18 protein-coding genes are annotated in these 24,036 nt (G+C 55.5%); 10 read left to right on the plus strand and 8 right to left on the minus strand.

Going from position 1 to position 24,036, the window contains the following annotated elements; translation table 11 throughout:
• Window positions 1-71 precede the first annotated feature (71 nt).
• On the minus strand, window positions 72-2,102 hold the full coding sequence (locus ACOTZD_RS21815; RefSeq protein WP_174402425.1) for an alpha-amylase: 2,031 nt from the start codon (window positions 2,100-2,102) through the stop codon (window positions 72-74).
• Window positions 2,103-2,416: 314 nt separating this feature from the next.
• Between ACOTZD_RS21815 and ACOTZD_RS21820 the strand changes: the two genes are divergently transcribed.
• A complete protein-coding gene (locus ACOTZD_RS21820) occupies window positions 2,417-3,241 on the plus strand; it encodes a protein bax (protein ID WP_022652025.1) in 825 nt (274 codons plus the stop codon).
• Between the two features lie 35 nt (window positions 3,242-3,276).
• Here ACOTZD_RS21820 and xylR read toward each other — a convergent pair whose 3' ends face one another.
• The 4 genes from xylR to xylF all read right to left on the minus strand — a co-directional run bounded on the left by xylR (window position 3,277) and on the right by xylF (window position 8,254).
• Complete coding sequence (gene xylR / locus ACOTZD_RS21825) at window positions 3,277-4,455, minus strand: D-xylose utilization transcriptional activator XylR (RefSeq protein WP_003860152.1); 1,179 nt, start codon at window positions 4,453-4,455, stop codon at window positions 3,277-3,279.
• Between the two features lie 33 nt (window positions 4,456-4,488).
• A complete protein-coding gene (gene xylH / locus ACOTZD_RS21830; protein WP_058658521.1) occupies window positions 4,489-5,670 on the minus strand; it encodes a xylose ABC transporter permease XylH in 1,182 nt (393 codons plus the stop codon).
• The gene (locus ACOTZD_RS21835) at window positions 5,648-7,189 is read right to left on the minus strand and encodes a xylose ABC transporter ATP-binding protein (RefSeq protein WP_015572746.1); all 1,542 of its coding nucleotides are present in this window, start codon (window positions 7,187-7,189) and stop codon (window positions 5,648-5,650) included. Before ACOTZD_RS21835 ends, xylH begins: the two co-directional genes overlap by 23 nt.
• A 72-nt stretch (window positions 7,190-7,261) precedes the next feature.
• Window positions 7,262-8,254, minus strand: coding sequence for a D-xylose ABC transporter substrate-binding protein (xylF, locus tag ACOTZD_RS21840; RefSeq protein ID WP_006808602.1), 993 nt, complete (start codon window positions 8,252-8,254; stop codon window positions 7,262-7,264).
• 371 nt (window positions 8,255-8,625) lie between these two features.
• Here xylF and xylA point away from each other — a divergent pair, with 371 nt between their 5' ends.
• Both xylA and xylB read left to right on the plus strand, forming a co-directional pair.
• Window positions 8,626-9,948: a xylose isomerase gene (xylA, locus tag ACOTZD_RS21845; protein ID WP_026080557.1), complete on the plus strand. Its 1,323-nt coding sequence runs from the start codon at window positions 8,626-8,628 to the stop codon at window positions 9,946-9,948.
• Window positions 9,949-10,007: 59 nt separating this feature from the next.
• Window positions 10,008-11,462 carry a xylulokinase gene (xylB, locus tag ACOTZD_RS21850; RefSeq protein ID WP_022652023.1) on the plus strand — a complete coding sequence of 485 codons (1,455 nt, stop codon included), beginning with the start codon at window positions 10,008-10,010 and terminating at the stop codon, window positions 11,460-11,462.
• A 52-nt stretch (window positions 11,463-11,514) separates the two neighbouring features.
• Here xylB and ACOTZD_RS21855 read toward each other — a convergent pair whose 3' ends face one another.
• A complete protein-coding gene (locus tag ACOTZD_RS21855; RefSeq protein WP_022652022.1) occupies window positions 11,515-12,510 on the minus strand; it encodes an acyltransferase in 996 nt (331 codons plus the stop codon).
• A gap of 184 nt (window positions 12,511-12,694) precedes the next feature.
• On the opposite strand from ACOTZD_RS21855, the gene ACOTZD_RS21860 reads away from it, so the two are divergent.
• The 3 genes from ACOTZD_RS21860 (at window position 12,695) to glyS (ending at window position 16,151) form a co-directional block, all read left to right on the plus strand.
• Window positions 12,695-13,000, plus strand: coding sequence for a YsaB family lipoprotein (locus ACOTZD_RS21860; protein ID WP_017693801.1), 306 nt, complete (start codon window positions 12,695-12,697; stop codon window positions 12,998-13,000).
• 160 nt (window positions 13,001-13,160) lie between these two features.
• The gene (glyQ, locus tag ACOTZD_RS21865) at window positions 13,161-14,072 is read left to right on the plus strand and encodes a glycine--tRNA ligase subunit alpha (protein WP_003860141.1); all 912 of its coding nucleotides are present in this window, start codon (window positions 13,161-13,163) and stop codon (window positions 14,070-14,072) included.
• Between the two features lie 9 nt (window positions 14,073-14,081).
• Window positions 14,082-16,151: a glycine--tRNA ligase subunit beta gene (gene glyS / locus ACOTZD_RS21870; RefSeq protein WP_022652021.1), complete on the plus strand. Its 2,070-nt coding sequence runs from the start codon at window positions 14,082-14,084 to the stop codon at window positions 16,149-16,151.
• Window positions 16,152-16,353: 202 nt separating this feature from the next.
• Here glyS and fadA read toward each other — a convergent pair whose 3' ends face one another.
• Both fadA and fadB read right to left on the minus strand, forming a co-directional pair.
• Entirely contained in the window at window positions 16,354-17,517 is a 1,164-nt protein-coding gene (gene fadA, locus ACOTZD_RS21875) for an acetyl-CoA C-acyltransferase FadA (RefSeq protein WP_000416981.1), read from the minus strand.
• A gap of 9 nt (window positions 17,518-17,526) precedes the next feature.
• A complete protein-coding gene (gene fadB / locus ACOTZD_RS21880; RefSeq protein ID WP_023315008.1) occupies window positions 17,527-19,716 on the minus strand; it encodes a fatty acid oxidation complex subunit alpha FadB in 2,190 nt (729 codons plus the stop codon).
• 190 nt (window positions 19,717-19,906) lie between these two features.
• On the opposite strand from fadB, the gene pepQ reads away from it, so the two are divergent.
• Genes pepQ through hemG form a run of 4 tightly spaced genes read left to right on the plus strand, consistent with a single transcriptional unit; the run spans window position 19,907 to window position 23,898 of the window.
• On the plus strand, window positions 19,907-21,238 hold the full coding sequence (pepQ, locus tag ACOTZD_RS21885) for a Xaa-Pro dipeptidase (protein ID WP_048241674.1): 1,332 nt from the start codon (window positions 19,907-19,909) through the stop codon (window positions 21,236-21,238).
• Window positions 21,238-21,852 carry an IMPACT family protein gene (locus ACOTZD_RS21890; protein ID WP_015572737.1) on the plus strand — a complete coding sequence of 205 codons (615 nt, stop codon included), beginning with the start codon at window positions 21,238-21,240 and terminating at the stop codon, window positions 21,850-21,852. Before pepQ ends, ACOTZD_RS21890 begins: the two co-directional genes overlap by 1 nt.
• Before the next feature lie 41 nt (window positions 21,853-21,893).
• Entirely contained in the window at window positions 21,894-23,345 is a 1,452-nt protein-coding gene (gene trkH, locus ACOTZD_RS21895; protein ID WP_022649737.1) for a Trk system potassium transporter TrkH, read from the plus strand.
• 10 nt (window positions 23,346-23,355) lie between these two features.
• Entirely contained in the window at window positions 23,356-23,898 is a 543-nt protein-coding gene (gene hemG, locus ACOTZD_RS21900) for a menaquinone-dependent protoporphyrinogen IX dehydrogenase (RefSeq protein ID WP_003860122.1), read from the plus strand.
• The last annotated feature ends 138 nt before the right edge of the window (window positions 23,899-24,036 follow it).

Here is a 24,036-nt window from a genome sequence, read left to right on the forward strand (position 1 = left end):
GGTGAATTGTTCTGGTGAATACCCCTCACCCCGGCCCTCTCCCCTTTGGGGAGAGGGTTAGGGTGGGGGGTCTATTGATTACCCGCCCAAACCACCATCACCTTATCGCCCTTGTGCTCGCGCACAAAGCCGTAGCCTTCTTTCATTGACAGCGTTGTTTGCTTGCCTTCACCCACCGCCGGATGACGGGCGCGGAACTGCCCCAGAAGCTGCCAGTGGGCGACAGTTAACGCCTGTTTACCCGTGACGTCCTGCCAGTTCATATCCGAACGGGTCCCCTGTAGCGGATCGGAGCCCGTAGGGCCGAATGGACGCTCTGATTCATCGCCGTAATAGATCTGTACGCTTCCCGGCGCCAGCAGCAGTAACTCAGCGGCGCGCTGGCCCCCTTCACGGAACAGACGCGTATCATGGGAGGAGAGATAGCTCAGCACATTAAAACTTTGCAGCTTTTCTGCCATTTGCTGCCAGGTCAAATCCATATCGGCCAGGCAGTCCACCGCTTTTGCCGCCTGCTCCTGATAGTCAAAATTGATCATCGCATCGAAGCCGTGGCGGTAATAATCGCTCTGCATCACGCCGTGGCCCCAGGATTCACCGGTCATCCAGAACGGCGCATCGTCGAGTTTTTTGTCCGGGTTGGCGGCTTTCCACGCGGCCAGCGCCTGGCTGGCCTGGTTTTTCAGTTGCTGCCAGGCTTCAGGCTCAACGTGCTTAGCGGTATCGACCCGGAAACCGTCGATGCCGTAGTCACGTACCCACTGGCTAAGCCAGTGGGTCAGGTAATCTCGCGGCGTGAAATTCGTCATCACTTTCGCGTTGGTGTCGGGCTTGTGTTGATAAAAGTTCGGCAAACCTGACGGGATCTTAGATTCCGTTTTCAGATCCGGCAGGAAGGCCAGCGACATGGTCAGATCGTCAAAGCCCGGGTTGTCATAATCACCGATATCGGTACGGATCCATTTTTTACCCCACCATTTTTCCCATGCGGCTTTGTCACTGAAGTTGATGTAATCGTTGAAGCTGTGCCAGCTTTGACCCGCGCCTGGCTTCCAGTCAGTCCAGCGCTCGCCGAGGGTTTTTTTCAGCTCATCGCCCTGTAAATAGAGCGCGCCAAACTGATATTCCTGCATATCTGCAAGCGTCGCATAACCCGCGTGGTTCATGATAATGTCAAACAGGACGCGGATACCGCGCCTGTGCGCGTCGTCGACAAGCTGGCGTAAATCATCTTCTCTGCCCATGTTGGCGTCGAGCTTCGTCCAGTCCTGAGTGTAATAGCCGTGATAGGCGTAGTGAGGGAAATCCCCCTTGGTGCCGCCGCCCACCCAGCCGTGGATCTGTTCCAGCGGCGAGCTTATCCAGAGCGCATTCACGCCCAGTTGCTGAAGGTAATCCAGTTTGCTGGTAAGCCCTTTCAGATCGCCGCCATGGAAAGTACCAATCTCCTGCATACCGTCTTTATGGCGGCCATAGCTGTTGTCGTTGGTGGGGTCGCCATTTACGAAGCGATCGGTCAGCACGAAATAGACGGTGGCGTTTTGCCAGCTGAACGGCGCGGGTTTGTCCGTCTCGGCGCGTTCAAGCAGCAGCAGGCCATTGCTGTTGGCGGCTGGCTGAAGAGTTACTTTGCCGTTTTGAACGGTCGCGGTCTGTTTGCTGTAAAAATCACGCACCACCGTGCCTTCCGGAAAGGTGTTAACGACATCGATCGTGAGCGGTTTGCCGTCCCACTTCGGGCACTGGCGGGTAACGTTTGCGACAGGCTGTGGCGCCGCACTTTGCACCGTCAACATCAGCGTCGGCGTTCCCGAGCGCGTATCAATACGCATCTGATAAACGCCGTCACGGAATAACCGCCACTGCGGTGGGGTGCCTTCGCACGGTTTGAGCGACAGCATCTCGTTGAGCTTAATGGCACCTGTCGGCTGCCAGCACGCGTTGTCAAGACTCAACGTCAGCGGGCGGGTACCCTTCGCAAGCGTTGCCTGGCTGGTAAAGACGCCGGTACCTTCAGCGCTAAACGCGTTAAATCCCGGCGATGACCAGTCGGCATGCGCGAATGCGGGTAACATCAGAACAGCTAATGCAGTGCGTTTCATTCCATTTTCCTGTCGCGGCATTTTTGACCAGTGTGCCATTCGGCTCAGGGGAAAAACTCCTCCTCTACGGCTTTCTGCAAGGAGGACGCGAAGGGATGAGTGATCCCGCGCAAAATTAGGCAGTTATCTGCGATATCGCGCACATTTTTCCAGCGTTGATGCTTTAATGAGCATGTTCCGGATGACATAGTTTCGGAATTGGACTATTTATAGACGTGCTCTTGAAGACTATTTTTGGTACGATTTGAGATTCCGCTCTCAAATTTTTGAAGAAAATAAGGTGTTGGAATGTTTATATCCGACCAGGAGACCTAATGATATCGACTCCCATTCGACGATATGGGGCCGCGATACTCATGTTACTCACCATGGCATTTTCAGGTGAGGTGCTTGCAAAGACGCACACGGATACAACGAGTAAGAAAGCCCACGTAATAAAGACGACAAGCAGTAAGGTTAGCAGTAAACAAGAGTATTCTCGCAATAGTGCAAAGAGTAGTTCACTTCCTGATTTGCGAAAATACCCTTCCGGGACACCAAGGAAAAAAGCGTTTCTCCGGACGGTAATGCCTTACATTAAAAGCCAAAATGCCGCGATTACTGCGGATCGTAACTGGCTGATCTCCAAACAGTACGACAGCCGCTGGTCGCCGTCTGAGCGCACTCGCCTGAAAGATATCGCCAAACGCTATAAAGTGAAGTGGAGCGGGAACACTCGTCGCGTGCCTTGGAACTCACTGTTAGAACGTGTGGACATCATTCCAGGCAGTATGGTCGCGACAATGGCCGCCGCCGAAAGCGGTTGGGGCACCTCGAAGCTGGCGCGCAACAACAACAATCTGTTTGGCATGAAATGCGTAAAAGGTCGTTGTACTAACGCGCCCGGCAAGGTGAAGGGCTATTCACAGTTTGAATCGGTGAAAGATTCCGTGAATGCCTACGTGGTGAACCTGAACACCCACCCGGCCTATTCCTCGTTCCGTAAGTCACGCGCTCAGCTGCGTAAGGCGGATCAGGAAGTGACGGCCACGGCGATGATCCATAAGCTGAAAGGTTATTCCACTCAGGGACAGCGTTATAACAATTACCTGTTCTCCATGTACCAGGATAACCAGCGTCTGATTGCCGCACATATGTAATGAAAAACGCCTTCCACTGGAAGGCGTTCTTTTTTCTAGAGCAGGACTTCACTGTACCGTTCCCGGTACTCCTTCGGCGTGGTGTCATACTCTTTCCTGAACACCGAATAGAAATACTGAAGCGACGGATAGCCACACATCTGTGAAATCTCGTTGATCGACAGCGAGGTGGAGATCAGCAGACTGCGCGCTTTCTCCAGCTTTTCCGCATGGATCACGGCGTGGATCGTCTCACCCACTTCCTCTTTAAACCGCTTCTCCAGATTCGAACGTGATATGCCGACCGAATCGAGCACCTGATCGACCTTAATCCCTTTGCAGGCATGATTGCGAATGTAGTGCATCGCCTGAATCACGGCCGGATCGTTTAATGAGCGGTAGTCAGTTGAGCGACGTTCGACCACGCGAACGGGAGGAACCAGCAGACGCTGGAGCGGCAGGGATTCGTTGTCTAACAGTCTGTGCAGCAGCTTTGCGGCCTGATAGCCCATCTGACGGGTACCCTGAGCCACGGATGAGAGCGCCACGCGCGACAGATAGCGCGTAAGCTCTTCGTTATCAATACCAATCACGCACAGCTTTTCAGGCACCGGAATATGCAAATGTTCGCACACCTGTAATACGTGGCGGGCGCGGGCGTCCGTCACGGCGATAATCCCTGTCTGGGGCGGCAGCGTTTGCAGCCAGTCAGCCAGACGATTTTGTGCGTGCTGCCAGTTTTCTGGCGCGGTTTCCAGCCCCTGATAAACGACGCCGCGATACTTCTCCTGGGCAACCAGCTGGCAGAAGGCATACTCACGCTCCATCGCCCAGCGCTTTCCGCTCGTGGCGGGCAATCCGTAAAACGCAAAACGATGGACGCCTTTCTCCTTTAAATGGAGGAAGGCAGTCTCGACCAGAGCATGGTTATCCGTGGCGATGTAGTGAACGGGAGGATAATGTTCCGGTGTATGATAAGAGCCGCCAACGCCCACGATAGGCACGTCAACGCCACTCAGCAACTGTTCAATCACGGGGTCGTCAAAGTCAGCGATGACCCCGTCGCCCAGCCAGTCTTTGATGTTCTCCAGACGGGTACGGAAATCTTCTTCGATGAAAATATCCCATTCGGATTGCGACGCCTGCAAATATTCGCCAACCCCTTCAACCACCTGCCGGTCATAGGCTTTGTTGGCATTGAATAACAACGTAATGCGGTGACGCTTTTCAAACATGGCTTATTTCCCAAATTAGTCACGATACTGTTATCAGGCGCGCCGCTTGGTGGCAGAGTCCATCCAGACTGCCAGCAAAAGAATGGCACCCTTGACGATATACTGCCAAAACGTCGGCACGTCCATCATACTCATCCCGTTATCCAGCGAAGCCATAATAAATGCGCCCATCACCGCCCCCGCCACGCTGCCAATGCCCCCGGCGAGGCTGGTCCCGCCAATCACGCAGGCGGCGATGGCGTCCAGCTCGGCAATATTACCGGCAGAGGGGGAGCCCGCCCCCAAACGTGAGCTGAGGATCAGCCCCGCGATGGCCACCATCAGGCCGTTGATGGCAAAGACGGCGAGTTTGGTGCGTTCTACGTTAATGCCGGACAAACGCGCGGCTTCGAGATTGCCACCGATGGCATAAATACGGCGACCGAATGCGGTACGCGTGGCCATAAACATCCCACCTAACAGCAACAGCGCCAGCAGCAGAACGGGCGTTGGGACGCCGCGATAATCGTTTAACAGCCAGATGGCGCCCAGTACAATCACCGCAGTAAGCGCCTGACGGCCGACAACCGAGGTTGAAGCAGGCGAGGCCAGCCCCAGCGCCTGGCGACGCATGCGTCCTCGCCATTGCCACGCGACAAACGCCATCAGCCCAACCACGCCGATCGTAAAACCGACGCCATCAGAGAGGTAGCTTTGGCCAATCTGGGACATCGAGGCGCTGGTCGGGGAGACGGTAGTGCCGTTGGTGATCCCAATCAGAATGCCGCGGAAGGCCAGCATCCCCGCTAAGGTGACGATAAACGACGGGACCTTACGGTAGGCCACCCACCAGCCATTCCACGCCCCGAGCAGCAGACCCAGTACCAGCGTGACCGCAATCGTCAGCGGCAGCGGCCAGCCGAGCCAGACGTCAAAAATTGCCGCCACGCCGCCGAGCAGACCCATCATCGACCCTACTGACAGGTCAATTTCCGCTGAGATAATCACAAAGACCATCCCCACCGCCAGGATCCCGGTGATGGCGGTCTGACGCAGCAGGTTAGAAACGTTACGTGCGCTCAAATAGGAGCCATCGGTCATCAAGGTAAAGAACAACATGATCACGATAATGGCGGCAATCATTACAAAAACTTGCAGATTCAGCGATTTAAGTCCTGCGAACGCACCGGGCGTCGGAACAGCGACTTTGATATCAGACGGGTTGCTTTTCGACATGGCGTTCGCTCCTTAAGGCAGCTTCCATCACCTGCTCTTGCGTCAGGTTCTGGTTGTTCAGGTTGGCTTTGAGTTTCCCTTCATGCATGACCAGCACGCGGTCGCTCAGCCCCAGCACTTCAGGCAATTCGGACGAGATAACAATGACGGCAATCCCTTGCTGCACAAGCTGGTTGATCAGCTTGTAGATTTCATACTTCGCGCCGATATCGATCCCGCGCGTGGGTTCGTCCAGAATTAAAATGCGCGGATTAAGCAACAGGCAGCGCGCCAGAATCGCTTTCTGCTGGTTGCCGCCGCTCAGGCGACCTATCGCCAGTTCCGGCGAGGAGGTTTTCACCTTGAGCCTGGCAAGTGACTGAAGAATACACTGCTGTTCTGCGGCATCATCCAGGCTGCTCAGCGCGCCGGAAAACTGGCTGAGCGCCGCCAGCGTGATATTTTTTCCCACCGCCATGACCGGCACGATGCCGTCTTTTTTGCGGTCTTCGGGCACCATAGCAATGCCTTTGGCAATGGCCTGCTGGCAGTTGTCGATTTTTACCGGCTGACCGTCGATATAAATTTTGCCTTCCCAGCGCCCCGGCCAGACGCCAAACAGACACTGCACGGCCTCGGTTCTTCCGGCACCCACTAAACCCGCAATACCGAGAATTTCGCCGCGGTGCAGCGAGAAGGAGAGGTTATCCACGCGCTTGATGTGGCGGTTAACGGGATGCCACGCCGTCAGGTTTTCCACGCGCAGGAGTTCTTCGCCTATGGTGTGTGGTTCGTTGGGATACAGTGCGGTGAGTTCGCGACCCACCATCATGGTGATGATGTCATCTTCGCTCATGCCTTCTGCTTCACGCGTGCCAATGTGCTGCCCGTCGCGGATGACGCAGATGGTGTCGGAAATAGCTTTCACCTCATTGAGCTTGTGCGAAATATAGATGCAGGCGATACCGTGGTTTTGCAGGTCGCGGATGATATTGAGCAGAACGGCGGTTTCCTGTTCGGTGAGCGAGGCGGTTGGCTCGTCGAGGATCAGCAGGCGTACCTGCTTGTTCAGCGCCTTGGCGATCTCCACCAGCTGCTGCTGGCCCAAACCTAAGTCGCCCACGCGCGTATCCGGTGAGATAGCCAGGCTCACCTGGGCCAGCAGTTTTTCGCAGCGCAGCGTCATGGTGTCGTAATCCAGTACGCCGTGGCGTGAGAGTTCGGCGCCGAGAAAAATATTTTCCAGCACGGTAAGGTGCTTCACCAGCGCCAGCTCCTGGTGAATAATAGCGATGCCTTTACGTTCGGTATCGCGAATGTGCGTGGCCTGGAGCACCTCGCCGGCAAAGACGATTTCGCCCTCGTAGCTGCCGTGCGGATAGATCCCGCACAACACTTTCATCAGCGTGGATTTTCCCGAGCCATTTTCGCCGCACAGCGACATCACTTCGCCGGGATTCAGCCGCAGGCTTACGTTATCGACTGCTTTCACCGCCCCGAAGGCTTTGGTGATGCTTTTCATTTCAAGTAAATAAGACATAACTGCTCCGCATGGCCCGACAGATGTACAGGGCAGGTCGATGCGCCCCTGCCGGGCAGGGGCTGCGCTGGATTACAGTTCACTCTTCTTATGGAAACCGTCTTTCACCACGGTGGCGTCAATATTCTCTTTGTTGACTTCGATAGGGGTAAGCAGGCGAGCAGGTACGTCTTTCAGGCCGTTATTTAACGTCGCGTCTGCTTTAGGTTGCTGGCCATTGCCCAGCTCAACGGCAATTTCGGCGGCCGTATTGGCAAGCTCGGTAATGGGCTTATACACCGTCATGGTCTGGGTACCCGCGATGATGCGTTTTACACCCGCAAGGTCGGCGTCCTGTCCGGAAATAGCGACTTTCCCGGCCAGACCCTGCGCGCTCAGCGCCTGAATGGCGCCACCCGCAGTGGCATCGTTAGAGGCCACCACCGCATCGATTTTGTTGTTATTTGCAGTCAACGCGTTTTCCATAATTTTCAGCGCGTTTTCCGGTAACCAGCCGTCAGCCCACTGGTCGCCGACGACTTTAATTTTGCCCTCGTCGATATACGGCTTCAGCACTTTCATTTGTCCCTGGCGGAACAGTTTGGCGTTGTTATCCACGGGCGAGCCGCCCATCAGGAAATAATTCCCCTGAGGCACTTTTGCGACCAGGCTTTTAGCCTGTAATTCGCCCACCTTTTCATTGTCGAACGAAATATAATAATCAATGTCGGCATTATTAATCATGCGGTCATAAGCCAGGACTTTTATGCCTTCCTGTTTCGCTTCTTTCACCACGTTGCTTAATACCTGGCCGTTATACGGGATAATGACCAGCACATCGACGCCACGGTTGATCATATTCTCGATTTGCGACATTTGCGTCTCTTCGTTGCCGTTAGCGGACTGAACGAACACCTCCGCGCCGAGAGATTCCGCTTTTTTAACAAAGATATCGCGATCTTTTTGCCAGCGCTCCAGGCGTAAGTCATCAATCGCCATGCCGATTTTGACCTCTTTGGCGTGGCCGGCAAAGCTTGCAAGCAGGAGAGTAGTGCAGAGCGTTAGGGTCAGGTTCTTTATCTTCATAATTATTAGGCCTTTTTGTAGGGGTATGTGTAGCTGAGATAAAAGAAACATTCACTGCTGAGACGCAGCAAATTTTTAACGTGGAAAGGCCTGCTGGCAATTACAGATTTTTATCTTCTCATTACGATATTTGGTTTATTTCTGAATTTATGACCGCGATCGGATTTTAAAAAGCGTAACCTATTAATTACATTTGATTCTGGAATGCGCGCCGAAAAATAGTTTGTCTGCACATTATTTTGCGAGCCAGCGCACAATTGCGCATTCTCTCAATAGCAGTGTGAAATAACGTAATTGAGCAACCTCCAATGTCTATTCACTATTACTCCAGAAGCAAGACCACGCCGCATACCCTGATTATGGAGCTCAATATGCAAGCTTATTTCGACCAACTCGATCGCGTTCGTTTCGAAGGCACGAAAACGACCAATCCTTTAGCATTTCGTCACTACAACCCGGATGAGCTGGTGCTGGGTAAGCGCATGGAAGATCACTTGCGCTTTGCCGCCTGCTACTGGCACACCTTCTGCTGGAACGGTGCCGATATGTTCGGCGTGGGCTCTTTTGACCGTCCATGGCAACAGCCGGGCGAGGCCATTGAGCTGGCGAAGCGTAAAGCCGACGTCGCGTTCGAGTTCTTCCATAAGCTGAACGTGCCGTACTACTGTTTCCACGATGTGGATGTGTCGCCGGAAGGGGCATCGCTGAAAGAGTATCTGAACAACTTCGCGCAGATGGTCGACGTACTGGCTGAAAAACAGCAGCAAAGTGGCGTCAAGCTGCTCTGGGGTACGGCTAACTGCTTTACCAACCCTCGCTATGGCGCGGGCGCGGCAACCAACCCGGATCCGGAAGTCTTCAGCTGGGCGGCAACCCAGGTCGTGACTGCGATGAACGCCACGCATCAGCTGGGCGGTGAGAACTATGTACTCTGGGGCGGTCGTGAAGGATATGAAACGCTGCTGAATACCGACCTGCGTCAGGAGCGTGAGCAGATTGGTCGCTTTATGCAGATGGTGGTGGACCACAAACACAAAATCGGTTTCCGCGGCACGCTGCTGATTGAGCCAAAACCACAGGAGCCAACCAAGCATCAGTATGATTATGATGTCGCCACCGTGTATGGCTTCCTGAAGCAGTTTGGTCTGGAAAAAGAGATCAAAGTGAATATTGAGGCTAACCACGCTACCCTGGCGGGCCACTCGTTCCATCACGAAATTGCCTCTGCGATTGCGCTGGGCATCTTCGGCTCTGTCGATGCTAACCGTGGCGATCCACAGCTGGGCTGGGATACCGACCAGTTCCCGAACAGCGTGGAAGAGAATGCGCTGGTGATGTACGAGATCATCAAAGCGGGCGGTTTCACCACCGGCGGCCTGAACTTCGACGCCAAAGTGCGTCGCCAGAGCACCGACAAATACGATCTGTTCTACGGGCATATTGGCGCGATGGACACCATGGCGCTGGCGCTGAAAGTGGCAGCCCGTATGATTGAAGACGGTGAGCTGGATAAGCGCGTGGCGAAGCGCTACAGCGGCTGGAACAGTGAGCTGGGCCAGCAAATTTTGAAAGGTCAGTTATCGCTTGCGGAGATCGCGAAGTACGCTGAACAGCATCAGCTTGCGCCGCAGCATCAGAGCGGCCATCAGGAGCTGCTGGAAAACCTGGTCAATCACTACCTGTTCGATAAATAACAGCATTCATGCCCGGTAAGCGCTGCGCCACCGGGCATTTCTGTCAAAGGAGTCACCACATGTATATCGGGATCGATCTTGGCACGTCGGGGGTGAAAGCCATCCTGTTAAGCGAGCAGGGCGATGTGTTAGCCACGCAGACTGAAAAGTTGCAGGTTTCACGCCCGCATCCGCTTTGGTCGGAACAAGATCCGGAGCAGTGGTGGCAGGCGACGGACCGCGCGATGACAGCCTTAGGCGAGCAGCACAGCCTGCGCGACGTTAAAGCGCTGGGCATCGCCGGACAAATGCATGGCGCAACGTTGCTGGATAGCCAGCATCGCGTTCTGCGCCCGGCTATTCTCTGGAACGATGGCCGCTGTGCGGAAGAGTGCGCGATCCTTGAGGAACGTGTGCCTGCGTCCCGCGAGATTACGGGCAACCTGATGATGCCCGGTTTTACCGCGCCAAAACTCCTGTGGGTGCAGCGCCATGAGCCTGATATTTTTCGCCAGGTGGCGAAGGTTCTGTTGCCGAAAGACTACCTGCGTTTTCGCATGACGGGGGATTTTGCCAGCGACATGTCTGACGCCGCGGGCACGATGTGGCTCGACGTGGCGAAACGGGACTGGAGCGAGGCGATGCTGGATGCCTGCCAGCTGACGCGCGATCATATGCCTGCGCTGTTTGAAGGCAGCGAAATCACGGGCGCTTTGCAGCCTTCTGTTGCTGAACGCTGGAATATGCCAGCCGTACCTGTCGTCGCTGGCGGCGGCGATAATGCGGCGGGGGCGGTCGGCGTGGGGATGGTCGAGGCAGGACAGGCCATGCTCTCGCTCGGCACTTCCGGTGTCTATTTTGCCGTCAGTGACGGGTATCGTAGCAATCCTGGAAGCGCCGTACACAGCTTCTGCCACGCGTTGCCGGGTAAATGGCATTTAATGTCGGTGATGCTGAGCGCGGCTTCCTGCCTCGACTGGGCGGCAAAACTAACCGGAATGGCGGACGTCCCGGCGCTTATCGCAGCGGCACAGCAGGCGGATGATAATGCCGGTGCGGTCTGGTTTTTACCGTACCTTTCCGGCGAGCGGACGCCTCATAACAACCCGGAAGCGAAAGGGGTGTTCTTCGGTCTTACCCATCAGCACGGCCCGGCAGAGCTGGCGCGCGCGGTGCTTGAAGGCGTTGGCTATGCTCTGGCGGACGGAATGGATGTCGTGCATGACTGTGGACTTACGCCATCCAGCATTACGTTAATTGGCGGCGGTGCGCGAAGCAGCTACTGGCGGCAAATGCTTTCCGATATCAGCGGGTTGCAGCTGGACTATCGTACGGGAGGCGATGTCGGCCCGGCGCTCGGTGCGGCACGGCTGGCGCAAATTGCGCTGAACCGGGATAAACCACTGCCCCAGCTTTTGCCCCAGCTGTCGCTTGAACAGCAGCATCGTCCTGATGCGAAAAATCATGCTCGCTATGCTGAAAGACGAGACGTGTTCCGCAAAATTTATCGGCAGCTTTTGCCGCTAATGTCATAAACAGGAGCCGGGTGGCGCTAACGCTTACCCGGCCTGCCAGCCTTCAACCGGGTTAGCTCACAAACCGGCGCGTATCGATTCTTTGCAGCAACATTGACAGCAGCAGGCTGACAACCAGCGTAACGGTAAATATCCAGACAATATCCAGCACCGGCCAGCTTTTAAGCTCAACGCCGCGGGTGCGCAGGGCGTGGATCACCAGCGCGTGAAAACCGTAAATGCCCAGCGAGTGGCGAGAGATAAACCCCAGTACCGGAAGCGGGCGGGCATTCAGGGTGTTTTTAACCAGCGTCAGCAGAGAGAGCGCGCAGATAAAGACCATCGGGCCGCAGTACAGATACCAGGTATCGGCAAAGTTGCCGCGCCATTGCAGCTCATGCAGCGTCCCGCGAGAGATAATAAACACACCGACGAGAAATGCGGCCGCGCATAGCCAGTTTATTCCTCGCTTTTGCGTCTCCATCATGCCAATGGCGCGCCCCAGCATGCCGTACAGCACGTAATAAAACGTATCCCCGGTGATATAGAGGTTAACGGGCAGCCATTCAAAGCCATCAATTTTCTGTGAGACGGTATTCGGGTTGGCCACGATCCCGATGACCACCATCAGCGCCAGCAGCATTTTACCGTTGACGTTTTTTACCTGAATTAACGGTGAAACAAGATAAATAACGATTATCGCGAAGAAAAACCATAGATGATAGAACACCGGTTTTTGCAACAAGTTGAGCAGGGAACGTTCAGCGTTAATTGAAGTGAACAGGACGATATAGAGCAGCGAAATCGCGCTGTAAAACAGCAGACAGGAGACAATACGGATGAAATGTCTCGGCTGTGCACTACGCTCGCCAAAAAAGAGAAAACCGGAAATCATAAAGAACAGCGGGACGCTCACGCGGGAGGCCGAGTTCAGAACATTGGCGACATCCCAGTTAACAGGGCTGATACTGTGCGCGTTCGTGACATACCAGGTCGTTGTGTGGATCATCACCACCATCAGACAGGCTATTCCCCGCAGGTTATCAATCCAGTTAATTTTTGACTGCATCAGTTCCTCTGTATTCCTGATAAAGAAAGTGTGACTGCGATTGCGTAAAACTTTTCCCTTGGAAAATTCTGAGTTTAGCCAGGCTAACTTGTAGGGAGCTGGCGAGATTCGCAGAATGACGGACTTTAATCTATAAACGTGTTGCTACTAAAAATAACAGCCACTGACCAGGGCGGTAATAAAAATGATGATGAAGCGTGGGGTGTCACTCTTTCTGCTGCTCTTATTAACAGGATGCAGTGCTTCTGAGGAGATACCTGTCCAAAAAGCGCAGCAGGGGAAAATGAGCCCGGAGCGTTCCCTGAATATGGAACAGCTGTGCAGGGATCAGGCGGCTCACCGCTATAATTCTGAAGCACAGAAAATTCATATAAACGGCTTCGAGCGCTTTCAGGGCAGCTATGAACTGAAAGGCTATACGGCGCGTAAAGAGGGCTTTGTCTGCTCTTTTGATGCAGACGGCCAGTTTTTACATCTCTCAATGCGTTAAATTGCTCGTATAAGCAGCAACCAGAGCCTTCGCAGGTTCTGGCTGTAGGGCTTATTCCCCAATTTTCCCTAAACAACCCCGTTTCGTACTGTATATCTTGCAGCCAGCGGGTATACTGATCCCTTCCATTTAAAACCACACGTATCCAGCACGAAATACTATGCAAAAGTTTGATACCAAGACCTTCCAGGGCCTGATCCTGACCTTACAGGATTACTGGGCTCGTCAGGGCTGCACCATTGTTCAACCTTTGGACATGGAAGTTGGCGCAGGCACCTCACACCCGATGACCAGCCTGCGCGCGTTAGGGCCAGAGCCAATGGCGACCGCCTATGTGCAGCCATCCCGTCGTCCGACCGATGGCCGTTATGGCGAAAACCCGAACCGTTTGCAGCACTACTATCAGTTCCAGGTGGTGATTAAGCCATCACCCGACAACATTCAGGAACTGTACCTCGGGTCACTGAAAGAGCTGGGTATGGATCCAACCATTCACGACATTCGTTTCGTGGAAGATAACTGGGAAAACCCAACGCTGGGTGCCTGGGGTCTGGGTTGGGAAGTGTGGCTGAACGGCATGGAAGTGACCCAGTTCACATACTTCCAGCAGGTTGGTGGTCTGGAATGTAAACCGATTACCGGCGAAATCACCTATGGTCTGGAACGTCTGGCCATGTACATTCAGGGCGTAGACAGCGTTTACGACCTGGTCTGGAGCGACGGCCCGCTGGGTAAAACCACCTACGGCGACGTGTTCCATCAGAACGAAGTGGAGCAATCCACCTATAACTTCGAATACGCGGACGTGGACTTCCTGTTCACCTGCTTCGAGCAGTACGAGAAAGAAGCCCAGCAGCTGCTGGCGCTGGAGACTCCGCTGCCGCTGCCTGCCTACGAGCGTATTCTGAAGGCTGCCCACAGCTTCAACCTGCTGGATGCCCGCAAAGCGATCTCCGTGACTGAACGTCAGCGCTACATTCTGCGTATTCGTACCCTGACCAAAGCCGTTGCAGAAGCTTACTACGCGTCCCGTGAAGCCCTTGGCTTCCCGATGTGCAACCGAAACAAATAAGAGGCGGCCATGTCTGAGAAAACTTTCCTGGTGGAAATCGGCACTGAAGAGCTGCCACCAAAAGCCCTGCGCAGCCTGGCTGAATCTTTTGCTGCGAACGTCACTGCTGAGCTGGATAACGCTGGCCTGGCGCACGGTAAAATTGAGTGGTTTGCTGCGCCGCGTCGTCTGGCGCTGAAAGTGGCAAACCTGGCGGCGTCCCAGCCGGATCGCGAAGTTGAAAAACGTGGCCCGGCCATTGCTCAGGCGTTCGACGCGGAAGGCAAGCCGAGCAAAGCGGCAGAAGGCTGGGCGCGCGGCTGCGGCATCACCGTTGATCAGGCCGAGCGTCTGACCACCGACAAAGGTGAATGGCTGCTGTATCGTGCCCATGTGAAAGGCGAAAGCGCCGAAGCGCTGCTGCCTGACATGATCGCGACCTCGCTGGCAAAATTGCCAATCCCTAAGCTGATGCGCTGGGGCGCGTCCGACGTTCACTTTGTGCGTCCGGTTCACACCGTGACCCTGCTGCTGGGCGATACCGTTATCCCGGCGACCATTCTGGGCGTGGCGTCCGATCGCGTGATCCGCGGCCATCGCTTTATGGGCGAGCCGGAGTTCACCATCGACAATGCCGACCAGTATCCACAGATCCTGCTGGAACGCGGTAAAGTGATTGCCGACTACGAACAGCGTAAAGCCAAAATTAAAGCGGACGCAGAAGAAGCGGCGCGCAAGATTGGCGGAAACGCTGACCTGAGCGACAGCCTGCTGGAAGAGGTGACCTCGCTGGTCGAATGGCCGGTTGTACTGACCGCGAAATTCGAAGAGAAATTCCTGGCCGTTCCGGCAGAAGCGCTGGTTTACACCATGAAGGGTGACCAGAAGTACTTCCCGGTTTACGCCAACGACGGCAAGCTGCTGCCAAACTTCATCTTCGTGGCGAACATCGAATCGAAAGATCCGAGCCAGATTATCTCCGGTAACGAGAAAGTGGTGCGTCCGCGTCTGGCGGATGCCGAGTTCTTCTTCAACACAGACCGTAAAAAACGTCTGGAAGATAACCTGCCGCGTCTGCAAACTGTACTGTTCCAGCAGCAGCTGGGTACGCTGCGCGACAAAACCGACCGTATCGCGGAGCTGTCCGGCTGGATTGCCCGTGAAATTGGCGCCGACGTTAACCACGCTACCCGTGCGGGCCTGCTCTCCAAGTGCGACCTGATGACCAACATGGTGTTCGAATTTACCGACACCCAGGGCGTGATGGGTATGCACTACGCGCGTCACGATGGCGAAGCGGAAGACGTGGCGGTAGCCCTGAACGAGCAGTATCAGCCGCGCTTTGCCGGTGACGATCTGCCGTCCAATCCGGTTGCCTGCGCCGTGGCGATTGCCGATAAGATGGACACCCTGGCGGGTATCTTCGGTATCGGCCAGCATCCAAAAGGCGACAAAGACCCGTTTGCGCTGCGTCGTGCTGCGCTGGGCGTGCTGCGAATCATCGTTGAGAAGAACCTGAACCTCGATCTGCAAACGCTAACCGAAGAAGCGGTACGTCTGTACGGCGATAAGCTGACCAACGCGAAGGTTGTGGATGATGTTATCGACTTTATGCTCGGTCGTTTCCGCGCGTGGTATCAGGACGAAGGTTACTCCGTTGATACCATTCAGGCGGTGCTGGCGCGTCGTCCGACCCGTCCGGCAGATTTCGATGCGCGTATGAAAGCGGTATCCCACTTCCGTACGCTGGAAGCGGCGTCTGCGCTGGCCGCGGCTAACAAGCGCGTATCCAACATCCTCGCGAAATCCGACGAGACGCTGAACGATCGCGTAAACGCTGCAACCCTGAAAGAGCCGGAAGAGATTTCTCTGGCGATGCAGGTTGTGGTGCTGCGCGACAAGCTGGAGCCGTATTTCGCGGAAGGTCGCTACCAGGAAGCGCTGGTGGAGCTGGCGGAGCTGCGTGACGTCATCGACGCCTTCTTCGAGAAGGTGATGGTGAACGTGGAAGATAAAGAGCTGCGGATTAACCGTCTCTCGATGCTTGAGAAACTGCGTGAGCTGTTCCTGCGCGTGGCGGATATTTCGCTGCTGCAATAACGTAAAAAACCCGCCCCTGACAGGCGGGAAGAACGGCAACTAAACTGTCTCTCTTCGCCAATGGCGCCATAACTGCGTTGGCTGCGCTCGTTCACCCGAATCACTTACTAATGTAAGCTCATCGGGATTCGCTCGCTTGCCGCCTTGTTCTGACGTCATTGGCTTTGAGATACTTTTCCTTATTTACACTCTCTCAATTAATTTACACCCTCTCAAACACTGTCGCGATCCCCTGACCCAACCCGATACACATCGTTGCCAGACCAAACTGGGCATCTTTGCGTTCCATCAGGTTAATCAGCGTGGTACTGATACGCGCCCCGGAACAGCCCAGCGGGTGTCCTAGGGCGATCGCGCCGCCGTTGAGGTTAATCTTCTCGTCGATCTGATCCATCAGCCCCAGATCCTTAATGCACGGCAGGATCTGCGCGGCGAACGCTTCGTTCATCTCAAAGAGGTCGATATCACTTGCGCTCAGCCCCGCTTTTTTCAGCGCCAGTTTTGACGCCGGAACCGGGCCGTAGCCCATGATGGATGGATCGCAGCCCACGACTGCCATCGAACGCACGCGGGCGCGTGGCGTCAGGCCTAATTCGCGGGCGCGGCTTTCGCTCATCACCAGCATCGCGGCGGCACCATCGGACAGGGCAGACGAGGTGCCCGCCGTTACCGTACCGGTGACCGGATCAAACGCCGGACGCAGGGTGGAAAGCGCTTCAACGGTGGTTTCCGGGCGGATGACTTCGTCATAGCTGAACTGCTTCAGTACGCCGTCTGCGTCGTGACCGCCGGTCGGGATGATCTCATTCTTAAAGGCACCAGACTGCGTGGCGGCCCAGGCGCGGGCATGCGAGCGAGCGGCAAAGGCATCCTGCATCTCACGGCTGATGCCGTGCAGACGGGAGAGCATCTCGGCGGTCAGGCCCATCATACCGGCGGCTTTCGCCACGTTGCGGCTCATACCTGGATGGAAATCGACCCCGTGGCTCATCGGCACGTGGCCCATATGCTCCACGCCGCCCACCAGACAGGCCTGCGCATCGCCGGTCATGATCATCCGCGCCGCGTCGTGCAGCGCCTGCATCGACGAACCGCAAAGACGGTTGACGGTGACGGCCGGAACCGAGTGCGGGATCTCCGCCAGCAGGGACGCGTTACGGGCAATGTTGAAGCCCTGCTCCAGCGTCTGCTGGACGCAGCCCCAGTAGATATCGTCCAGCGCAGCAGGGTCCAGCGCCGGGTTACGCGCCAGCAGGCTACGCATCAGGTGCGCGGAGAGGTCTTCCGCGCGCACGTTACGGAACGCACCGCCTTTTGAACGGCCCATCGGGGTGCGAATCGCATCAACAATGACAACCTTTTCCATTGTGACTCCTTAAGCCGTTTTCAGCGCGCCAACCGGACGGGCTGGCTCAACTGCTGGGTAGTAGGGTTCGTTATGACGAGCTTTGTTACGCAGACCTTCCGGCACCTCATAAAGCGGGCCGAGGTGCTGGTACTGCTGAGCCATATCGAGATAGCGAGCGCTGCCGAGCGTATCCAGCCAGCGGAACGCGCCGCCGTGGAACGGAGGGAAGCCGAGGCCGTACACCAGCGCCATATCCGCTTCTGCCGGGCTGGCGATAATGCCTTCTTCGAGGCAGCGCACCACTTCGTTGATCATCGGGATCATCATCCGGGCGATGATCTCGTCGTCAGTGAAGTCGCGTTTCGGCTGACTGACGTCGGCCAGCAGGCCATCCACCGCCGCATCTTCTTCTTTTTTCGGTTTGCCTTTGCTGTCTTCTTTATAGCGCCAGAAGCCCAGACCGTTTTTCTGACCAAAGCGGTTGGCGTCGAACAGGGCGTCAATGGCGTCGCGATAGTCTTTCTGCATGCGCTGCGGGAAGCCCGCCGCCATCACCGCCTGAGCGTGATGGGCAGTATCGATGCCGACAACGTCCAGCAGATACGCCGGGCCCATCGGCCAGCCGAACTGTTTTTCCATCACTTTATCGATTTTGCGGAAGTCTGCGCCGTCGCGCAGCAGCTGGCTGAAGCCGGCGAAGTAAGGGAACAACACGCGGTTAACGAAGAAGCCCGGGCAGTCGTTAACGACGATCGGCGTTTTGCCCATCTTGCTCGCCCACGCCACCACTTTGGCGATGGTTTCGTCGGAGGTTTTCTCCCCACGGATCACTTCGACCAGCGGCATGCGGTGCACCGGGTTAAAGAAGTGCATCCCGCAGAAGTTTTCCGGACGCTTCAGCACGCTCGCCAGTTCGCTGATAGGAATGGTGGAGGTGTTAGAGGCCAGCACGGTTTCCGGACGCACCTTGTCTTCGGTTTCGGCCAGCACCGCTTTTTTCACTTTCGGGTTCTCGACGACCGCTTCAACCACCACGTCCACACGGTCGAAACCGCTGTATTCCAGCACTGGCTGGATGGTGGAGATCACGCCTGCAAGCTTCAGACCATCAATTTTGCCGCGCTCAAGCTGTTTATTCAGCAGCTTGGCCGCTTCGGTCATGCCCAGCGTCAGGGATTTCTCGTTGATGTCCTTCATCACCACCGGCACGCCTTTCCAGGCAGACTGGTAGGCGATGCCGCCCCCCATAATGCCCGCGCCGAGTACCGCCGCGTGTTTTGGCGTTTCAACGTTTTTGGTGAGTTGTTTGGCTTTGCCCTTCACAAACTGATCGTTAAGGAAGATACCAACCAGCGCGCGGGCTTCGTTGGTGTGCGCCAGCGGGACAAAGCTCTGGTTTTCCAGCTTCAGGGCGTCATCACGGCCCAGACGGGCTGCCGCTTCAATGGTTTTCACCGCCGTGATCGGCGCCGGGTAGTGTTTACCCGCCGTCTGCATCACCATGCCTTTGGCGATAGTGAAGCTCATGGTGGCTTCAATCTTGCTGAGCTTTAACGGCTCCAGCTTCGGCTGACGTTTGGCTTTCCAGTCGAGGTCGCCGTTAATGGCCTGACGCAGAATGGCGAGTGCGCCTTCAACAAGCTTCTCAGGTTTTACAACGCCGTCGACCAGGCCAATTTTCTGCGCCTGTTCTGCGCCGACGTCTTTACCCGCGGCAATGATCTCCAGCGCGCTGTCGGCGCCCAGCATGCGCGGCATACGGACGGAGCCGCCAAAGCCCGGCATGATGCCCAGCTTGGTTTCCGGCAGGCCGATACGCAGGTCCGGGGTCGCCAGACGGTAATCAGTGGCTAACACGCATTCGCAGCCGCCGCCCAGCGCGTAACCGTTGACGGCAGAAAGGGTCGGGACAGGCAGATCTTCCAGACGATTAAAGACGCTGTTCGCGAAGTGCAGCCACTGGCTCAGCTGTTCTTCTGGCACCAGGAACAGCGACAGGAATTCGGTGATATCCGCGCCAACGATAAAGGCCGCTTTGTTGGAGCGCAGCAGCAGCCCTTTTAAATCTGATTGCTTTTCAAGTACATCCAGCGCCTGGCCAAGACTGGCCACCGTCGCGGTATCAAGCTTATTCACTGAGCCGGGGGCATCGAACACCAGTTCGGCAATGCCATCTTCCAGCCAGTCTACGTACAGGGTGTCGCCTTTGTAGAGCATGTCGGTCTCCTGAATCCAGCAATTGGATCTGGTCATACCAGATGAAACGGAGTGTGGAATTTATGTTAATAAAATGCAAATTAGTCATTAAGAAATTGCTGCGCTGATCACGGTCGGTGGAAATCACGCAGCCGGAGTGAGGTGTGCTAAGATGCGATGACTTGAGGTCAAAAAAACGAAAGGAAGAATGATGGACTCACTGGCTTCGCTTTATAAAAATCATATCGTTACCCTACAGGAACGTACCCGCGATGTACTGGCCCGCTTCAAGCTGGATGCCCTGCTGATCCACTCCGGCGAGCTGATGAATACTTTTCTTGATGACCATGCTTATCCCTTCAAGGTTAACCCGCAGTTTAAAGCCTGGGTGCCTGTCACGCAGGTTCCAAATTGCTGGCTGCTGGTGGATGGCGTGAACAAGCCGAAACTGTGGTTCTACCTGCCGGTCGATTACTGGCACAACGTGGAGCCGCTGCCGACCTCATTCTGGACCGAAGAAATTGACGTGATTGCGCTGCCAAAAGCAGACGGCATAGGCAGCCAGCTGCCAGCGGCGCGCGGCAACATCGGCTACATTGGTCCGGTTCCTGAGCGCGCGCTGGGTCTGGATATTCCGGCAGATAAACTCAACCCGAAAGGCGTGCTGGATTATCTGCACTACTATCGCGCCTACAAGACCGACTACGAACTTTACTGCATGCGTGAAGCGCAAAAAACGGCGGTGAATGGCCACCGTGCGGCGTACGAAGCGTTCCAGTCCGGTATGAGCGAGTTCGATATCAATCAGGCTTACCTGACGGCGACCGGCCACCGCGATACCGACGTGCCGTACAGCAACATCGTGGCGCTGAATGAACATGCCTCGGTTCTGCACTACACCAAACTGGATCATCAGGTTCCGGCTGAGATGCGTAGCTTCCTGCTGGACGCGGGGGCTGAGTACAATGGTTATGCGGCAGACCTGACCCGTACCTGGGCGGCGAATGCGGATACCGATTTTGCGCAATTGATTAAAGACGTGAACGACGAACAGCTGGCGCTGATTGGCACCATGAAGGCCGGAACCAGCTACGTGGATTATCACATCCAGTTCCATCAGCGCATTGCTAAACTGCTGCGTAAGCATCAGATTATCAAAGACATGAGCGAAGAGGCGATGGTTGAGAACGATTTGACCGGGCCATTTATGCCGCATGGTATCGGCCACCCGCTGGGTTTGCAGGTTCATGACGTCGCGGGCTTTATGCAGGATGATACCGGCACGCACCTGGCGGCACCGTCTAAATATCCTTATCTGCGCTGCACCCGCGTTCTGGCGCCGCGTATGGTATTGACCATCGAGCCGGGCATCTACTTTATTGAATCCCTGCTGGCGCCGTGGCGCGTAGGGCAATTCAGCAAGCACTTCAACTGGGAGAAAATTGAAGCGCTGAAGCCTTATGGCGGCATTCGTATCGAGGATAACGTGGTTATTCACGAGAACAGCATTGAGAACATGACGCGAGATTTGAAGCTGGCCTGATGGAAAGCTGGCTGATACCGGCCGAGCCGGTCACCTTTGTTGAGGAAATCAAAAAAAGCCGCTTTATCACGCTGTTGGCGCATACCGACGGCGTGGAGGCGGCGAAGGCGTTCGTCGAGTCCGTCCGCGCGCAGCACCCGGATGCCCGCCATCACTGTGTGGCGTGGGTCGCAGGGCCGCCAGACGACTCACAGCAGCTCGGGTTTTCTGACGACGGTGAACCGGCGGGTACGGCCGGAAAACCGATGCTCTCCCAGTTGATGGGCAGCGGCGTGGGTGAAATCACCGCCGTCGTGGTCCGCTACTACGGGGGCATTTTGTTAGGCACCGGAGGGCTGGTCAAAGCCTACGGAGGTGGTGTCCAGCAGGCGCTTAATCTTCTGATAACAACCCGCAAAACGCCACTTACGGAATATACTTTGTTATGCGATTACGCCCAGCTATCGGGTATCGAAGCACTGCTTAAACAGTTTAACGGTGTCATCGCACACAGTGATTATCAGGCAATGGTGCAATTACGCGTGGCGCTTCCTCAGGCGGAACTGGCTGCTTTTTCAGCAAAACTCGCTGATTTTAGTCGCGGTTCATTGCAATTACTGCCGATTGAAGAATAATCCCCACCTCACAATTTTGAATACCTAAGGAAGCGGCAGAGATGCATTTTCGTGCCATTACCCGAATCGTTGGATTGCTGGTCATACTTTTCTCCGGGACAATGATCATTCCCGGACTGGTGGCGCTCATCTACCGGGACGGCGCGGGGCGTGCATTTACGCAAACCTTTTTTGTCGCGCTGACGATTGGCTCCCTGCTGTGGTGGCCAAACCGCCGTGAGAAAGGTGAACTGAAATCCCGGGAGGGGTTTCTGATTGTGGTCCTGTTCTGGACGGTACTGGGAAGCGTGGGTGCGCTGCCGTTTATCTTCTCCGAACAACCGAATCTCACCGTCACGGATGCGTTTTTTGAATCGTTCTCCGGATTAACGACCACCGGGGCCACCACGCTTGTGGGGCTGGATTCGCTCCCGCATGCGATTCTCTTTTACCGGCAGATGCTTCAGTGGTTCGGCGGTATGGGGATCATTGTCCTGGCGGTGGCTATCCTGCCGATTCTGGGCGTCGGGGGGATGCAGCTTTACCGGGCGGAGATGCCCGGCCCGCTGAAAGATAACAAAATGCGCCCGCGTATTGCGGAGACGGCGAAAACCCTGTGGCTTATCTATGTCCTGCTGACGGTGGCCTGCGCGCTGGCGCTGTGGTTTGCCGGGATGCCTGCGTTTGATGCCATCGGGCACAGCTTTGCGACTATTGCTATCGGCGGGTTCTCCACCCACGATGCCAGCGTCGGCTACTTCGACAGCCCGACAATCAATACCATCATTGCCATCTTTTTGCTGATCTCAGGCTGTAACTACGGTCTACACTTCTCGTTGCTTAGCGGACGGAGCCTGAAGGTGTACTGGCGCGACCCGGAATTCCGGATGTTTATTGGCGTCCAGCTGACTCTGGTGATCATCTGTACCCTGGTACTGTGGTTCCACGATGTCTATAACTCGGCGGTCACGACCCTGAACCAGGCCTTCTTCCAGGTGGTATCGATGGCAACAACCGCCGGTTTCACCACGGACAGTATTGCGCGTTGGCCGCTGTTCCTGCCGGTGCTGCTGTTGTGCTCTGCGTTTATCGGCGGCTGTGCCGGGTCAACGGGCGGCGGTCTGAAGGTGATCCGTATTCTGCTGCTGTTCAAGCAGGGGAACCGTGAGCTGAAACGTCTGGTCCACCCGAATGCGGTTTACAGTATTAAGCTGGGGAACCGCGCGCTGCCGGAACGCATCCTCGAAGCGGTGTGGGGATTCTTCTCCGCTTATGCACTGGTCTTTATTGTCAGTATGCTGGCGATAATCGCCACGGGCGTGGATGATTTTTCTGCCTTCGCCTCTGTGGTGGCAACGTTAAACAACCTGGGGCCGGGGCTGGGCGTCGTGGCGGATAACTTCGCCAGTATGAACCCGGTGGCGAAGTGGATCTTAATCGCCAATATGCTGTTTGGGCGTCTTGAGGTCTTTACGCTGCTGGTGCTGTTTACCCCAACATTCTGGCGTGAGTAAGGAGACATTGGTGAAAACGTTAATTCTTTTCTCAACGCGTGACGGACAAACGCGTGAGATTGCTTCATATCTGGCTTCTGAACTCAAAGAGCTGGGCATTTATTCTGATGTGGTGAACCTGAATCGCACTGAACAGATTGCCTGGCAGGATTACGACCGCGTGGTCATTGGCGCTTCAATTCGTTACGGCCATTTCCATCCGGCGCTGGATCGCTTTGTGAAAAAGCATACGGCGGAACTCGCTCAGCTGCCTGGCGCGTTTTACTCGGTCAACCTGGTTGCCCGTAAAGCAGAGAAGCGTACGCCGCAGACTAACAGCTATACGCGTAAGTTTTTGCTGAGTTCGCCATGGCAGCCCGATATCTGTTCTGTCTTTGCTGGCGCGCTGCGTTACCCGCGTTACCGCTGGTACGACCGCTTTATGATCCGCCTGATCATGAAAATGACGGGCGGGGAAACGGATACACGTAAAGAAGTGGTCTACACCGACTGGGCTCAGGTCGCCAGTTTTGCCCGTGAAATTGCGCATTTAACGGACGATGCGCGGGTTTAATAAGCGTTGAGTTTGAAAAGTGAGCGAACGAAAAGTTTTTTGTATTTAGTGCTTGTCACTTCAGAAGAACTCCCTATAATGCGCCTCCACTGACACGGAACAACGGCACGCAAGCCGCCGGGTCAGCAGAGAAAAGCA

Source organism: Enterobacter cloacae complex sp. SHL022 (assembly GCF_049237785.1).
GTDB lineage: Bacteria > Pseudomonadota > Gammaproteobacteria > Enterobacterales > Enterobacteriaceae > Enterobacter > Enterobacter hormaechei_C.

Coding starts and splice junctions, on each gene's coding strand:
- ACOTZD_RS21815 (WP_174402425.1), bottom strand. CDS start 2,102: ATGAAACGCACTGCATTAGCTGTTCTGATGTTACCCGCATTCGCGCAT.
- ACOTZD_RS21820 (WP_022652025.1), top strand. CDS start 2,417: ATGATATCGACTCCCATTCGACGATATGGGGCCGCGATACTCATGTTA.
- xylR (WP_003860152.1), bottom strand. CDS start 4,455: ATGTTTGAAAAGCGTCACCGCATTACGTTGTTATTCAATGCCAACAAA.
- xylH (WP_058658521.1), bottom strand. CDS start 5,670: ATGTCGAAAAGCAACCCGTCTGATATCAAAGTCGCTGTTCCGACGCCC.
- ACOTZD_RS21835 (WP_015572746.1), bottom strand. CDS start 7,189: ATGTCTTATTTACTTGAAATGAAAAGCATCACCAAAGCCTTCGGGGCG.
- xylF (WP_006808602.1), bottom strand. CDS start 8,254: ATGAAGATAAAGAACCTGACCCTAACGCTCTGCACTACTCTCCTGCTT.
- xylA (WP_026080557.1), top strand. CDS start 8,626: ATGCAAGCTTATTTCGACCAACTCGATCGCGTTCGTTTCGAAGGCACG.
- xylB (WP_022652023.1), top strand. CDS start 10,008: ATGTATATCGGGATCGATCTTGGCACGTCGGGGGTGAAAGCCATCCTG.
- ACOTZD_RS21855 (WP_022652022.1), bottom strand. CDS start 12,510: ATGCAGTCAAAAATTAACTGGATTGATAACCTGCGGGGAATAGCCTGT.
- ACOTZD_RS21860 (WP_017693801.1), top strand. CDS start 12,695: ATGATGATGAAGCGTGGGGTGTCACTCTTTCTGCTGCTCTTATTAACA.
- glyQ (WP_003860141.1), top strand. CDS start 13,161: ATGCAAAAGTTTGATACCAAGACCTTCCAGGGCCTGATCCTGACCTTA.
- glyS (WP_022652021.1), top strand. CDS start 14,082: ATGTCTGAGAAAACTTTCCTGGTGGAAATCGGCACTGAAGAGCTGCCA.
- fadA (WP_000416981.1), bottom strand. CDS start 17,517: ATGGAAAAGGTTGTCATTGTTGATGCGATTCGCACCCCGATGGGCCGT.
- fadB (WP_023315008.1), bottom strand. CDS start 19,716: ATGCTCTACAAAGGCGACACCCTGTACGTAGACTGGCTGGAAGATGGC.
- pepQ (WP_048241674.1), top strand. CDS start 19,907: ATGGACTCACTGGCTTCGCTTTATAAAAATCATATCGTTACCCTACAG.
- ACOTZD_RS21890 (WP_015572737.1), top strand. CDS start 21,238: ATGGAAAGCTGGCTGATACCGGCCGAGCCGGTCACCTTTGTTGAGGAA.
- trkH (WP_022649737.1), top strand. CDS start 21,894: ATGCATTTTCGTGCCATTACCCGAATCGTTGGATTGCTGGTCATACTT.